The sequence below is a fragment of the Marinomonas polaris DSM 16579 genome, assembly GCF_900129155.1.
GTDB lineage: Bacteria > Pseudomonadota > Gammaproteobacteria > Pseudomonadales > Marinomonadaceae > Marinomonas > Marinomonas polaris.
This window is the reverse complement of the sequence record NZ_FQVF01000011.1, coordinates 168,059-180,337: the sequence shown is the minus strand read 5'-3', so window position 1 is coordinate 180,337 and position 12,279 is coordinate 168,059. Positions and strand designations below refer to the sequence as shown.

The following is a 12,279-nucleotide window of genomic DNA, read 5'->3' as shown; positions in this document are numbered from 1 at the left end:
TTTATAATTTTATAATTTTATAATTTTATAATTTTATAATTTTATAATTTTATAATTTTATAATTTTATAATTTTATTGTTTTATTGTTTTCTTGTACTTTATCATTAGATTTTGCTGACTTAAATGAATTCCAGCATATTAGAGGGAGATGCTTTATACTATTTTCAACTTTTCTTTCTAAGTTTAAGGCTTTGTTATATTCTATTTCTTGCTTAGCAATAGCAGCCATGTATTTTTGCTGATCTACTGAATTTGCCAGCTCTTTTGCCTGTGCTTCTAGGGCTTTTCTGCTGATCATTAGTTCTTCTCTGTTCATTGATATCTCTTTATTCTGCATCCAATAACCGTAAGCAAGCCATGCAAAGGCAAGAGGGCTAAATGAGCCAGATAAGAAGTCGCCAACTTCATTTAATGGCATTTGGCTATTGAAACTAGATGAATACTGATCCTCAATTAGAAGCCAAAAAACTCTAATGCTCCATATAACTGATACGAATAGAAATATCCAAAAGTGAAAGTCTTTCTTTTTATCTTCCATGCTAGTACTCCCCTAAATCATTGGATGGCCTGACCACACAACTCGGCCAATTATTTTAAGTTTGCTCAAGTCTTGAACGGGTATGGTCATGTCTCGGTAGTTCTTGTTGTCTGAGATGATAGCAACCAAGCCGTCTAACTGTTTTTGCACTCGCTGACGAGCAATTTGAAAAGTGTAAAGGTTTTCTCTGGTCTAGTCGCTATTTTTGGCAAGTGGCAAGAAAAGGATATTTAATTCGAAATGAAGTGGTCGGGGGAGTTTTTAATGAAAATACAGGCCTAGCCTCACGGCAGTCCATAAATTAGCTTAAGGCCTTAGAAACAATTTACTTTTGAATTTGAGGAGCGTCTTCGCCTTGAGTGACAATTTTATTTTCTTTCCACATGACACTGTATTGACCTAGTTTTTGTTTACGCTCTAACGCTGCTTTTACTGCTTTTTTTAGAATGTCTTGTGTGGATTGTACCATTGGGTTTTTAGATTGAGTTGTCATAATTGGCCTCTATCATTAATTTTCTGAGTACATCTTGTTGATAAATAATGCGATTTTTTCCATGCTGCTCAAACAGTAATATCGGTTCTTCGTTCGCGTTCATATAGCATTGACATTGATCTACTTGGTACGAAAAAAGATCCAATAAATTTGCTAAGCTTCTTGGGAAACGACGAATAATATCGTTACTTGGAATGTTATGACCACCATGAGCAACACGCTCGGCAACTCGAAAGCTAGATACTTCGATATTAGGTAGTGCAAGATAAATTAGTTCTACTCGCCAGTTGTCTTCTTGCAGTTGCTTAATGAGTTTTAGGTAGCTCTTTCCTGATAGTGTCGTTTCGACAGCAAAATCTTTTCTCTTTTTAATATTTGCACGTATTTCTGAGAGGAATATACGACTTGCTGCGACAAGTTCTTTCTCGGGAGCTAATGGAGATAAGCCTGCAGCGATTAAGTCTGCATTTATGAAGCTAGAGCAATTCGCCACTTGAGGTAAAAACTCTAGGGCAAAGGTTGTTTTCCCTGCACCATTTGGGCCTGCGATGATCCAACAAGTTGGCATTGATCAGAGCTCCTCCATAACTTTACTTAACGAACCTTAGTCCAAAGCAAAAAAAACCACCTTAATGGGTGGCTTTTTATTTGATGCTTCATACGTGCATCCAGTTCCTTTTAAAAAGTGCAAACCCTTCTAAAAACAACCGTTTAATTGGTGGAGGCGGGGGGGGTCGAACCCCCGTCCGTCAGTCCTCTGCCATCGGCTCTACATGCATAGTCACTTCTATTATTTGACCACGAACCGCCCGAAGGACAGGGTGTTAATGGCGAGCCTACTTAGTCTTAGAACCTTATCCCTAGGCGGGGCATCAGTTAGCATCTTGTAATTTATGATACTGCAGAATCTCTGGCTACAAGCAACCTGAGGGCAGCACACTAGCAGCGGTTTAGGCTGCTAAAGCGTAGTTTTCGTCGTTTGCGACTATAAAATTGATGCGGGGGATTAACGAGATCACGCATCACTCTCGACATGCACCTTTGGGTTTGTAACCGACGTCGAAACCATGTCGCCCCCAAAAAGTAACGTTAGTCTAGCGCAAACAATCTGCTTACGCTAGAGATAACGCTGAAATGCTTAATTCAACCTAATTTTGAATGGCGTCTATTAAGCATTGTGTTTCATTAGTCGTTCTTTGTCTCTTGACCAATCACGATCACGCTCGGTATCACGTTTATCGTGTTCTTTTTTACCTGTTACCAAGGCGACTTCGCATTTGATTTTGTTGCCTTTCCAGTACAGCGCCATGGCCGCACAAGTTTTGCCTTTTTGCTCGGTGACTTGGATGATGCGTTCAAGCTCTTTGCGGTTTAAAAGCAATTTGCGTTGGCGCATTGGTTCACAAACGACATGCGTTGAGGCACTAAGCAGTGGCGTAATACGCGCACCGACGAGCCACGCTTCGTTTTGATGGATGATGACGAATGCGTCTACTAATTGGGCTTTGCCTTCGCGCAGGCTTTTTACTTCCCAACCAGACAAAACCAAACCGGCTTCGAACTTCTGGTCGACAAAGTAGTCGTATTTTGCACGTTTGTTAAGCGCGATGGTGCCCGTGCTGGTGGATTTTTTCTTTACTTTACTCATAGTTACAAATTATACGGTCGATAGTGGCAAAAACCTATGCTTTTCTTGAGGTATGCGCCTGAATGTTGGAAAATTCGCACTTGTTAATTAATTTGTCAGGTTAGGTAGCGCGGATGTGTTGGCCACGTTTACGTTTTATTCCTATCCTTAAACACATCTTGTGTATTTAGAGCCTAAATTTATGCCGGAAAGTAGATGTTTACAAGGTATCTGGTCAAGTCCGTGGATATTTATTTTTGCGGCCAGTGGATCGGCAGTGGGATTAGGGAATATTTGGAAGTTTCCTTATGTGCTCGGACAAAACGGTGGCGGTGCATTTTTGTTGGTGTATTGCTTATGTTTGTTACTCGTTGGTTTGCCTGTGTTAATGGCGGAAGTCGCTTTGGGTCGCACGGTTCGTTCTAACCCAATTGATACGGTAAACGATTTAAGTGAGCGCCGTATTGTTCATCCGGCTTGGGTGTTTGTGCCTTGGTTAGCTGGTATAACGGGGTTTCTGATTCTGACTTTTTATAGTGTGATTGCGGGCTGGTCTCTTGCTTATTTGGATCGTGCGGTGTCTGGCGACTTTAAAGACATCACGCAAGTTGGCGCGGCCAGCATGTTTGATAATTTGTTAGCAACACCGACAGAAATGTTGTTATGGCATTCTGTATTTATGGGATTGGTGGTGTTAACCGTCGGACAGTCGGTGACGCGTGGTTTGTCTGCTGTAGTACGGATTTTGTTACCGATTTTGGTAGTGATGTTACTGTTGTTAGCATTTTATTCCATGACTATTGGTAATATGAATGAAGCGCTGAACTTTATGTTTCGTTGGTCTTGGCAGGATATTACCTTTGAGGTTGTCTTATCTGCAGTTGGACTTGCTTTGTTCAGTTTGAGTGTCGGAATGGGTGCAATGTTTGCTTATGGCGCTTATATGAGTAAGCGTATGTCTATTGCCCGAGCTTGTAGCATAGTTGTTGGTGTGGATCTGCTAGTGGCTATTTTGGCAGGTTTGGTTATTTTTCCATTGGTGTTCTCGTTTAATATTGATGTCGAAGCTGGGCCAAGTTTGACCTTTGTGTCTTTGCCTATCATTTTTGGTAGTTTACCAGGCGGTCAGTTTTTTGCAGGAGTGTTCTTTTTATTACTTGTGGTTGCTGCTCTTACGTCAGCCATATCCATGTTAGAATTGTTCGTTGCTTGGCTGCATGAAAAATTTTATATCGCCCGTTTGAAAGCCGCGCTACTGATGGGGATTGCCGTTTGGTTTGTTGGTATTGCGGTGCTGTTGTCTTTTAATCATTGGGACAGCAAAATTGTCTTTGGGCTGAATTTCTTTGAATTGTTAGATGAATTTACGTCTTTGATTCTTTTACCAGTGGGAGCTATTTTGCTGTCTGTTTTGGTGGCTTGGTTTATTCCACATTCCATGTTGCAAAATGAGATGATCACAAAACAAGCAAATCATTTTCAATGGTGGTATAAGACATTGAAATACATAAGTATTCCAGCAATGATTGTGATTACCCTTGCTGGCTGGATAGGAGTGTAGTTTGAGTCATATAGAACGCTTCGCACATGTTAATTACAGTTGCGAGCAAATGTTTGCCTTGGTAAATGACATCGACGGTTATCCTGAGTTTTTACCTGGGTGTTTGAGTTCTACATTAATTTCAAAAACGCCAACGGAAATCGTTGCGTCTTTGGATGTAGGTAAGGGACCAGTTAGACAATCTTTTACCACGAGGAACTTTCTGGAAGATTTTAGTCGAATAGAGATGACCTTGGTAAAAGGGCCGTTTAAGAGTTTGCATGGCGTATGGACTTTCACGGAGTTGTCTCCGACGAGTTGTAAAATCATGCTGAGTATTGAGTTTGAATTAAGCGGTATGCTGAAATTTGCCTTTGGCGGCGTGTTTAGCCAAATTGCCAATACGATGGTGGATTCTTTTAGCAAGCGTGCAAAAGTGGTATACGGTGAATAGTATGAGAGTTGAAGTAGCTTATGCTTTGCCTGAGAAGCAAAAAATTATTGCTCTAGAGGTTGAAGATGGTTGTACCGTGCGCGATGCTGTGCGCCGTTCGAATATCCAAGTTTTCTTTCCTGATGTGGATGTGGAGACCGTAAAAGTGGGTATCTTCGGTAAAGCCGTGCGAAATGCAGAAGAGCAAGAGTTAAAAGAAGGCGAGCGAGTTGAGTTGTATCGTGAGCTGAAGGTTGACCCAAAACAAGCTAGGGCCAACCGTGCAGCAAAAACAACTAAAGATTAGTTGTTTTTGATTTGTGTTAAAACGCCGTCGCTAAAAATTAGCACTAGGTCGTTTGCATCACTTTTCTTGGTGTCTGGTGTTGCGTATAGAACTGTATATAGGTAATGCCATTCGTCTGGCTTGAAAGTGTCTCTTAACATGGGGTTACCCAGTAGGTAAGTGACCTGAGATTCAGACATGCCAATTTGTAACTGTGATAGTTGTTCCTTCGTTACAAGGTTTCCTTGTGTTACTGGAACCTTGTAAGGTGGTGGAAATAAACTGCATGCGCTAAGTGAAAGTGCTGCGCATAATATTAAAACTGATTTTTTCATTTGTATTATCCTTACTCCGGTGTGCTAATGATAAAGTAATTATCAACAAGATCGAATAGAGAATGACTCATGACTAGCGAAAATCAAGAGCTAAAGAAAGCGGGACTCAAGGTAACTCTACCACGAGTGAAAATTTTACAAATTCTTGAAGGTGCGGGCGACCGCCATATGAGTGCTGATGATGTGTATCGCACTCTACTTGATCAAGGTGAAGATGTTGGTTTGGCGACAGTTTACCGTGTGCTAACTCAGTTTGAAACTGCGGGTTTGGTGCAACGTCACCATTTTGAAGCAGGAACAGCTGTTTTTGAGTTGGCGAAGGGGGACCATCACGATCATATGATTTGTCTAGAAACTGGCAAAGTCATTGAATTCGTTGATCCAATTATTGAAAAACGTCAGCGTGAAATCGCAGAAGAGCATGGTTTTGATATTGAAGATCACAGCTTGATTATCTACGTGCGTCCAAAGAAGAAATAAAAGTTCGTTTACCTAAGGGTAATGCATGAGAAGGGCCTAAATAGCAGAGTTTAGGCCCTTTTTTGTTTTAGTTTCTATTTTATCTAAATGAAGCGCTACTGCAGTTGAACATTTCTAAGCATTTCGCGAGCGTGAGCTAAGGTTTGTTCGGTAAGTTCTAATCCACCTAATAAACGTGCGATCTCTTGTGTGCGGTCTTGATCCTTGAGTAGCTCGACCTGAGAGGAAGTTGCTTCATCTTCAACCAGTTTACTGACTCGTAGATGCTGATTGCCTTGCGCTGCCACTTGCGCCAAGTGAGTCACACAAAAGACTTGTCCGCGTTTGCCTACAGAGCGCAGCATGCGGCCAACGACTTCAGCAATACCACCGCTGATGCCCACATCTACTTCATCAAATACCAATGTTGGGATAATGGAGGTGTGTGCGGTAACCACTTGAATGCCCAAACTAATACGTGACAACTCACCACCTGAGGCAACTTTGCGTAATGGTTGAGCAGGTTGGCCTGGGTTGGATGCGATCATATATTCGATGTCTTCAAAACCATTTGCCGAGACTTGGTTTAGTGGTTGGCATTGAATAAAAAAACGCGCATATGGCATACCCAATCCATGTATTTGTTCTTCAACTTTTTGTGCTAGTTCGTCTTTTGCGATAATGCGTTTTTCGGTCAATGTGGTGGCAAGCGCAGTAAGCTTTTCGTAGGCTAGCTCTTCTTTTTCTTTTAATGACTCTAGGCTTTCTTCGCTGCCTTGTAAGCTATCCAGTTCTGCTTCCACACTTTCTCGTAAGGATAAAAGTCCTTCTGGTAAGGTTCTGTGTTTGCGAGCGGTATCGTAAATATCAGATAAGCGACGCTCTATATCGATAAGACGTTCAGGATTTTGCTCCAAAGTATCTTGGTAGTGATGCAAACTATCTGCCGCTTCTTGTGCCTGAATTAGGGCTACATTCATCATTTCTAACGCATTTTCTAATTCTTTTGTGGCTGGACGAATTTGGCTGGCGCTATTAATTGCTTGATGCAACAAAGAGCAAATATTGCCTTCGTCGCTGTCTATCAAAATACCGCTGGCTTGATAGGCTTTAAATTGTGAATCGGCAATGTTCGACAAAAACGCTTGCTCGTTCTCTAATTCTTCGATTTCGCCTTCTTTTAGATCAAGCTGCTGCAGCTCTTGTGCTTGATAAGACAATAGTTGGATTTTGGCATCTTGTTCTGATGAGCGATTCTGCTGAGCAGACAATTCTTCTTTTAGTTGTCGCCATGTTGCGTATTGCTGACTGACTTTTTTACTTAGCTCAGTGAGTCGGCCATATTCATCAACTTGTTGTCTTTGGGCATTCTTTTTGAGTAATGACTGATGCTCGTGTTGGCCATGGATATCAACTAATTGGCTACCAACGTCTTTTAGATCGCTTAGCGTGCAAGGGCGACCATTTATGTAAGCCTTAGAACGACCTTCTTTGCTGATAACACGGCGTAATATGCAATGTTGATCGTGTTCTAGATCTCTTTCTTCTAGCCATTTATGTACGTGTGGATAGTTTTGTATATCAAAGCTTGCGCTGATATCTGCTCTTTTTTGCCCATGTCTTACGACAGCAGCATCGGTACGATCACCTAAACAAAGTGACAAGGCATCCACCATGATGGATTTACCTGCCCCTGTTTCACCTGAAATCACGGTCATACCTTTCTTGAACTCCAATTCTAGGGATTCAACAATGGCGAAGTTGGAAATAGCGATGCTGGTCAGCATAGAGGGCTCCAAAGAGAGAATATATTTATATGGTTATTTATACAGTACTTGGTTGTTTTTTGACAAGTCTTGATCGCAAATTTAATTCCCATGAAATTAATACGGCTTTAGTGTTGAAAGGTTAAAAGCTGACCCCATATACCCTGCACATAGGAAGCATTGTTTCTGTTATTTGGAGTTGAAAATGAGTGAGCAGCAAAAAAATCCTAATCTAGACGCGGAGCATGATTTGAAAAGCGAAACGCAAAACGAAACAGTAGAAGAACTTTTAGAGCCTGAAGTAGAGACTTTAGAAGAAGTTACTGAAAATGATGAGCTTGCAAAAGCATTAGAAGAAGTCGCTCAGTATAAAGAAGCGGCACTTCGCGCTCATGCGGATGCACAAAACGTACGTCGTCGTGCAGAACAAGATGTCGAGAAAGCGCACAAGTTTGGTTTAGAAAAGTTTGCTAAATCGATTGTGAACGTGGCGGATAATCTAGAGCGTGCTTTAGCTTCTGCACCAGATACAGGTGAATCTGACCCTGTTCGTGAAGGTGTAGAGCTAACGTTAAAAGATTTGCTTGAGACTTTGGCTCGTTTTGAAGTGAAAGTGGTTGATCCACATGGTGAACCGTTCAACCCTGAGTTGCATCAAGCCATCACAATGGTGCCAAACCCTGAGTTAGAAGCGAACACCGTTATGGATGTAGTGCAGAAGGGTTACACAATTAATGGCCGCTTATTACGTCCTGCAATGGTAGTGGTTTCAAGCGCAGCCTAAAAATACTGTCATTTTTTTGACACTGGACGCTTGAAATACTTTTAAGCGTACCCAAATACAGAATTATCATCGTCATAAACGAATTTATTGGAGATACAAACCATGGGTAGAATCATTGGTATTGACTTAGGTACAACAAACTCTTGTGTTGCCGTCTTGGATGGCGAAAAGGCTCGCGTTATTGAAAACGCTGAAGGCGACCGCACCACACCTTCTATTGTTGCCTTCACCGAAGACGGCGAAGTCTTGGTGGGTCAATCTGCAAAACGTCAAGCGGTAACAAACCCAACAAATACTTTGTATGCGGTTAAGCGTTTGATCGGCCGCAAATTTAAAGATGACGTGGTTCAAAAAGACATCTCTATGGTGCCTTACAAAATTATTGCTGCAGATAACGGCGATGCGTGGGTAGAAGTAAAAGGCGATAAGAAAGCTCCACCACAAATCTCTGCTGAAGTTCTTAAGAAAATGAAGAAAACAGCAGAAGACTACCTAGGCGAGAAAGTAACAGAAGCGGTTATCACTGTTCCTGCTTACTTCAACGACTCTCAGCGTCAAGCAACAAAAGACGCTGGTAAAATCGCTGGTCTAGAAGTAAAACGTATTATTAACGAGCCAACAGCGGCTGCCTTGGCTTACGGCCTAGACAAGAGCTCTGGCGACTCTACTATCGCGGTTTATGACCTTGGTGGTGGTACATTCGATATCTCTATCATCGAAATCGCTGACGTAGATGGCGAGAAACAATTCGAAGTGTTGTCTACAAATGGTGATACTTTCCTAGGTGGTGAAGATTTCGATATGCGTGTTATCGAATACTTGGCAGCTGAATTCAAAAAACAGTCTGGTATCGATCTACACAACGATCCATTAGCTCTTCAACGTTTGAAAGAAGCGGGCGAGAAAGCGAAAGTTGAGTTGTCTTCTTCTTCTCAAACAGAAGTTAACTTGCCTTACATCACTGCAGATGCAACTGGCCCTAAACACTTGAACGTGAAATTGACTCGTTCTAAGTTGGAGTCTTTGGTTGAAGAGTTAGTATTGAAATCTCTTGAGCCTTGCCGTCAAGCATTGAAAGATGCTGATTTGACTGCTTCTGATATCGATGAAGTTATCTTGGTTGGTGGTCAGACTCGTATGCCACTAGTGCAAGCGAAAGTAACTGAGTTCTTCGGTAAAGAGCCACGTAAAGACGTTAACCCAGATGAAGCGGTTGCAATCGGTGCGTCTATCCAAGGTGCGGTACTTTCTGGTGATGTGAAAGACGTTCTTCTTCTAGACGTTACTCCACTGTCTCTAGGTATCGAGACAATGGGTGGTGTTATGACAGCATTGATCGAGAAAAACACGACGATTCCTACTAAGAAATCTCAGACTTTCTCTACAGCAGAAGACAATCAAAATGCGGTAACTATCCACGCATTGCAGGGTGAGCGTAAACAGGCGTCTCAGAACAAATCTCTAGGTCGTTTCGACTTGGCTGATATTCCACCTGCTCCACGTGGTGTGCCACAAATCGAAGTAAGCTTCGATATAGATGCCAACGGTATCTTGAGTGTTTCTGCGAAAGATAAAGCGACTGGTAAAGAGCAGTCTATCGTTATCAAATCTTCTTCTGGTTTGAGCGATGAAGAAGTTGAAAAAATGGTTCAAGACGCTGAAGCGAATGCTGAAGAAGACCGTAAGTTCGAAGAGCTTGTACAAGTTCGTAACACAGCTGATGGCATGATTCACGCAACTCGTAAAACGTTGGTTGATGCTGGCGATAAAGCAACAGCGGAAGAGAAAGAAGCGATTGAAACTGCAATCACTGAACTTGAAGAAGCGCTAACGTCTAACGACAAAGAGAAGATCGAAGAGAAAACCAATGCGTTGACTCAAGCATCTGGTACTTTGGCTCAGAAGATGTATGCAGAAGCTGAAGCTGGTGCACAACCAGCTGAAGGCGAGCAAGCTAAGTCTCAGGATGATGCTGTTGATGCAGAATTCGAGGAAGTGAAAGAAGATAAAAAATAAGCGCTAAGCACTTATTTGCCCATTAATAATGGGGTTGTTTATAGCGAGCACGGTTTTAGACCGTGCTTTGCTATTTGCAAAATATGAGATTGACGATTTTTAAAATTCAGTTTTTTTAGATTTAGACTTTTTAATTCAGACTTTTCAATTCAGGAATGCTTGCGATGAGCAAAAGAGACTATTACGACGTTCTTGGGGTGGCCAAAGACGCGGATAAGAAAGACATTAAAAAAGCTTATCGTTCTTTGGCGAATAAGTACCACCCAGATAAGAACCCAGACAACCCAGAAGCACTCGATAAATTCAAAGAGCTGGCTGAAGCTTATGAAATACTGTCTTCTGATGACAAGCGCGCAGCCTATGATCGATTTGGTCATGACGGCGTAAATGGTCAAGCTGGTGGCTATGGCGGCGGTGCTGGAGCTGGTGGTTTTAGTGATATTTTTGGTGATGTATTCGGTGATATTTTTGGCGGTGGTGGTGGCGGTCAAAGCCGAACTCGTCGCGGTTCCGATTTACGTTACACTTTAGAGCTTGACCTTGAACAAGCGGTTTGGGGATGCGAAGAAAAAATCCGTATACCAACCTTGGTGAACTGTAATACCTGTGATGGCTCTGGTGCTAAGAAGGGTTCAACGCCTAAGACATGTGGAACCTGTGGCGGTGCTGGCCAAGTACGTATGTCACAAGGCTTTTTCTCTGTTCAACAGGCTTGTCCAGAATGTCATGGTGCTGGTCAAGTGATCAGTGATCCTTGTAGAGATTGTCATGGTCAAGGCCGTGTACAAGAATACAAAACGCTTAATGTAAAAATTCCTGCTGGCGTAGACACAGGCGATCGTATTCGTTTGTCTGGTGAAGGCGAAGCAGGAACTCATGGTGGTCCTGCAGGTGATTTGTTTGTTCAAGTCTCTGTTAAACCGCATAGCATTTTTGAGCGTGATGGTGCGAACCTATATTGCGAAGTGCCAATTAGCTTTACAACAGCGGCATTAGGTGGCGAAATTGATGTACCGACGCTAGATGGTCGTGTGCGTTTGAAAGTGACTGCTGAATGTCAGTCTGGCAAGTTGTTCCGCTTGCGTAATAAAGGCGTGAAACCTGTTCGTGGTGGTCCAGTTGGTGATTTGATTTGTAAGGTCGTTGTTGAGACGCCAGTAAATCTAACGTCTCGTCAAAAAGAGCTATTCACGGAATTGGCTGAAAGTATGGGTGAGGGGACAGATCATTCACCTAAACAGAAAAGCTGGTTTGATGGTGTGAAACGTTTCTTTGACGATATTAAGAAATAAAACTTTATTGCTTCGGCAATATAAAAGAGAAAGGCGCCTATTTGGCGCCTTTCTCTTTTAGTAAGTAATCAATGTGGTTGCGTAATAAGCTCGCTGCGTTGGTGAAGCTTTTATTATTCGGAATAATGAAGTCCGCTTTGTTGCGAATGTCGATGGTTTTTAGTGATGCTTGACGTACATGGCGCATATAGCGGCTGGTAACCTCATTGACGTCGCGTCCACGTTCTGCAATGTCACGCTTTAAACGTCGTACTACGGCGATATCCATATCTGTATCGACGTACAGAAGGTAATCAACGGCATCACGAATACCTGCGTCTTGGAACATCATATGACCTTCCACGAGAACAACATGTGTTGGATCTAGATTGCGATAACCTGTACGTCTGTGTTGTGAGTGATCGTAAACCGGAATTTCATTTGGTTGCTGACGGTTTTTACAGTTATGAATAGCCAGAGTTAGGCTTTCAAGGTCTAACGAGCTTAAGTCGTCAAAGTTGTAAACGTCTGGATCAATACTGCCGCATCCATTGTAAAAACTGTCTTGGCATAGGGTGGTGATTTTGTCACCTTGGCCTTCCGCTAATAAAGAACAAAGTCGGCTTTTTCCGCTGCCGGATACGCCGGTGATGCCAATAACAAGAGCCATGTATTACCTCAGAAAATAAAGTTTCGGTACTCCTTGAGTTTAAGGAGTTTATAATGTTGT

The 12,279-nt window shown here is 42.3% G+C and carries 14 protein-coding genes and 1 other RNA gene; 7 read left to right on the top strand and 8 right to left on the bottom strand.

Going from position 1 to position 12,279, the window contains the following annotated elements:
• Window positions 1-65: 65 nt before the first annotated feature.
• From BUA59_RS13390 to smpB, 5 genes are all read right to left on the bottom strand, one after another.
• Complete coding sequence (locus BUA59_RS13390) at window positions 66-539, bottom strand: hypothetical protein (RefSeq protein WP_072840202.1); 474 nt, start codon at window positions 537-539, stop codon at window positions 66-68.
• A 325-nt stretch (window positions 540-864) separates the two neighbouring features.
• A complete protein-coding gene (locus BUA59_RS23870) occupies window positions 865-1,032 on the bottom strand; it encodes a hypothetical protein (protein WP_175550778.1) in 168 nt (55 codons plus the stop codon).
• On the bottom strand, window positions 1,016-1,600 hold the full coding sequence (locus BUA59_RS13385) for an ATPase (RefSeq protein WP_072840201.1): 585 nt from the start codon (window positions 1,598-1,600) through the stop codon (window positions 1,016-1,018). The genes BUA59_RS23870 and BUA59_RS13385 overlap by 17 nt, the downstream gene beginning before the upstream one ends.
• A 148-nt stretch (window positions 1,601-1,748) precedes the next feature.
• Window positions 1,749-2,110, bottom strand: a transfer-messenger RNA (tmRNA) gene (gene ssrA / locus BUA59_RS13380).
• 90 nt (window positions 2,111-2,200) lie between these two features.
• Window positions 2,201-2,680, bottom strand: coding sequence for an SsrA-binding protein SmpB (gene smpB, locus BUA59_RS13375; protein ID WP_012071634.1), 480 nt, complete (start codon window positions 2,678-2,680; stop codon window positions 2,201-2,203).
• A 181-nt stretch (window positions 2,681-2,861) separates the two neighbouring features.
• On the opposite strand from smpB, the gene BUA59_RS13370 reads away from it, so the two are divergent.
• Genes BUA59_RS13370 through BUA59_RS13360 form a run of 3 tightly spaced genes read left to right on the top strand, consistent with a single transcriptional unit; the run spans window position 2,862 to window position 4,939 of the window.
• Window positions 2,862-4,220 (top strand): sodium-dependent transporter, encoded by a 1,359-nt coding sequence (locus BUA59_RS13370; protein WP_072840200.1) that lies wholly within the window; start codon window positions 2,862-2,864, stop codon window positions 4,218-4,220.
• A gap of 1 nt (window position 4,221) precedes the next feature.
• The gene (locus BUA59_RS13365) at window positions 4,222-4,653 is read left to right on the top strand and encodes a type II toxin-antitoxin system RatA family toxin (protein WP_012071632.1); all 432 of its coding nucleotides are present in this window, start codon (window positions 4,222-4,224) and stop codon (window positions 4,651-4,653) included.
• Window position 4,654: 1 nt separating this feature from the next.
• Entirely contained in the window at window positions 4,655-4,939 is a 285-nt protein-coding gene (locus tag BUA59_RS13360) for an RnfH family protein (protein WP_072840199.1), read from the top strand.
• Here BUA59_RS13360 and BUA59_RS13355 read toward each other — a convergent pair.
• A complete protein-coding gene (locus tag BUA59_RS13355; RefSeq protein ID WP_072840198.1) occupies window positions 4,936-5,253 on the bottom strand; it encodes an outer membrane protein assembly factor BamE in 318 nt (105 codons plus the stop codon). The genes BUA59_RS13360 and BUA59_RS13355 overlap by 4 nt on opposite strands.
• A 69-nt stretch (window positions 5,254-5,322) precedes the next feature.
• Here BUA59_RS13355 and fur point away from each other — a divergent pair, with 69 nt between their 5' ends.
• Window positions 5,323-5,733, top strand: a complete 411-nt coding sequence (fur, locus tag BUA59_RS13350; RefSeq protein WP_012071629.1) for a ferric iron uptake transcriptional regulator — start codon at window positions 5,323-5,325, stop codon at window positions 5,731-5,733.
• A gap of 95 nt (window positions 5,734-5,828) precedes the next feature.
• On the opposite strand, the gene recN is transcribed toward fur, so the two are convergent.
• Entirely contained in the window at window positions 5,829-7,499 is a 1,671-nt protein-coding gene (gene recN, locus BUA59_RS13345; protein WP_072840197.1) for a DNA repair protein RecN, read from the bottom strand.
• Window positions 7,500-7,683: 184 nt separating this feature from the next.
• Here recN and grpE point away from each other — a divergent pair, with 184 nt between their 5' ends.
• The 3 genes from grpE to dnaJ all read left to right on the top strand — a co-directional run bounded on the left by grpE (window position 7,684) and on the right by dnaJ (window position 11,570).
• A complete protein-coding gene (gene grpE, locus BUA59_RS13340; RefSeq protein WP_072840196.1) occupies window positions 7,684-8,262 on the top strand; it encodes a nucleotide exchange factor GrpE in 579 nt (192 codons plus the stop codon).
• A 102-nt stretch (window positions 8,263-8,364) separates the two neighbouring features.
• Window positions 8,365-10,278, top strand: a complete 1,914-nt coding sequence (gene dnaK / locus BUA59_RS13335) for a molecular chaperone DnaK (RefSeq protein WP_072840195.1) — start codon at window positions 8,365-8,367, stop codon at window positions 10,276-10,278.
• A gap of 164 nt (window positions 10,279-10,442) precedes the next feature.
• Entirely contained in the window at window positions 10,443-11,570 is a 1,128-nt protein-coding gene (gene dnaJ, locus BUA59_RS13330) for a molecular chaperone DnaJ (RefSeq protein ID WP_072840194.1), read from the top strand.
• Between the two features lie 37 nt (window positions 11,571-11,607).
• Here dnaJ and BUA59_RS13325 read toward each other — a convergent pair whose 3' ends face one another.
• Window positions 11,608-12,219: a uridine kinase family protein gene (locus tag BUA59_RS13325; RefSeq protein WP_072840193.1), complete on the bottom strand. Its 612-nt coding sequence runs from the start codon at window positions 12,217-12,219 to the stop codon at window positions 11,608-11,610.
• Between the last annotated feature and the right edge of the window lie 60 nt (window positions 12,220-12,279).

What these genes read in the sequence shown, in the direction of transcription:
- fur (WP_012071629.1), top strand. Translation starts at nt 5,323, where the DNA reads ATGACTAGCGAAAATCAAGAGCTAAAGAAAGCGGGACTCAAGGTAACT.
- BUA59_RS13385 (WP_072840201.1), bottom strand. Translation starts at nt 1,600, where the DNA reads ATGCCAACTTGTTGGATCATCGCAGGCCCAAATGGTGCAGGGAAAACA.
- recN (WP_072840197.1), bottom strand. Translation starts at nt 7,499, where the DNA reads ATGCTGACCAGCATCGCTATTTCCAACTTCGCCATTGTTGAATCCCTA.
- dnaJ (WP_072840194.1), top strand. Translation starts at nt 10,443, where the DNA reads ATGAGCAAAAGAGACTATTACGACGTTCTTGGGGTGGCCAAAGACGCG.
- dnaK (WP_072840195.1), top strand. Translation starts at nt 8,365, where the DNA reads ATGGGTAGAATCATTGGTATTGACTTAGGTACAACAAACTCTTGTGTT.
- smpB (WP_012071634.1), bottom strand. Translation starts at nt 2,680, where the DNA reads ATGAGTAAAGTAAAGAAAAAATCCACCAGCACGGGCACCATCGCGCTT.
- BUA59_RS13360 (WP_072840199.1), top strand. Translation starts at nt 4,655, where the DNA reads ATGAGAGTTGAAGTAGCTTATGCTTTGCCTGAGAAGCAAAAAATTATT.
- BUA59_RS23870 (WP_175550778.1), bottom strand. Translation starts at nt 1,032, where the DNA reads ATGACAACTCAATCTAAAAACCCAATGGTACAATCCACACAAGACATT.
- BUA59_RS13370 (WP_072840200.1), top strand. Translation starts at nt 2,862, where the DNA reads ATGCCGGAAAGTAGATGTTTACAAGGTATCTGGTCAAGTCCGTGGATA.
- grpE (WP_072840196.1), top strand. Translation starts at nt 7,684, where the DNA reads ATGAGTGAGCAGCAAAAAAATCCTAATCTAGACGCGGAGCATGATTTG.
- BUA59_RS13355 (WP_072840198.1), bottom strand. Translation starts at nt 5,253, where the DNA reads ATGAAAAAATCAGTTTTAATATTATGCGCAGCACTTTCACTTAGCGCA.
- BUA59_RS13390 (WP_072840202.1), bottom strand. Translation starts at nt 539, where the DNA reads ATGGAAGATAAAAAGAAAGACTTTCACTTTTGGATATTTCTATTCGTA.
- BUA59_RS13325 (WP_072840193.1), bottom strand. Translation starts at nt 12,219, where the DNA reads ATGGCTCTTGTTATTGGCATCACCGGCGTATCCGGCAGCGGAAAAAGC.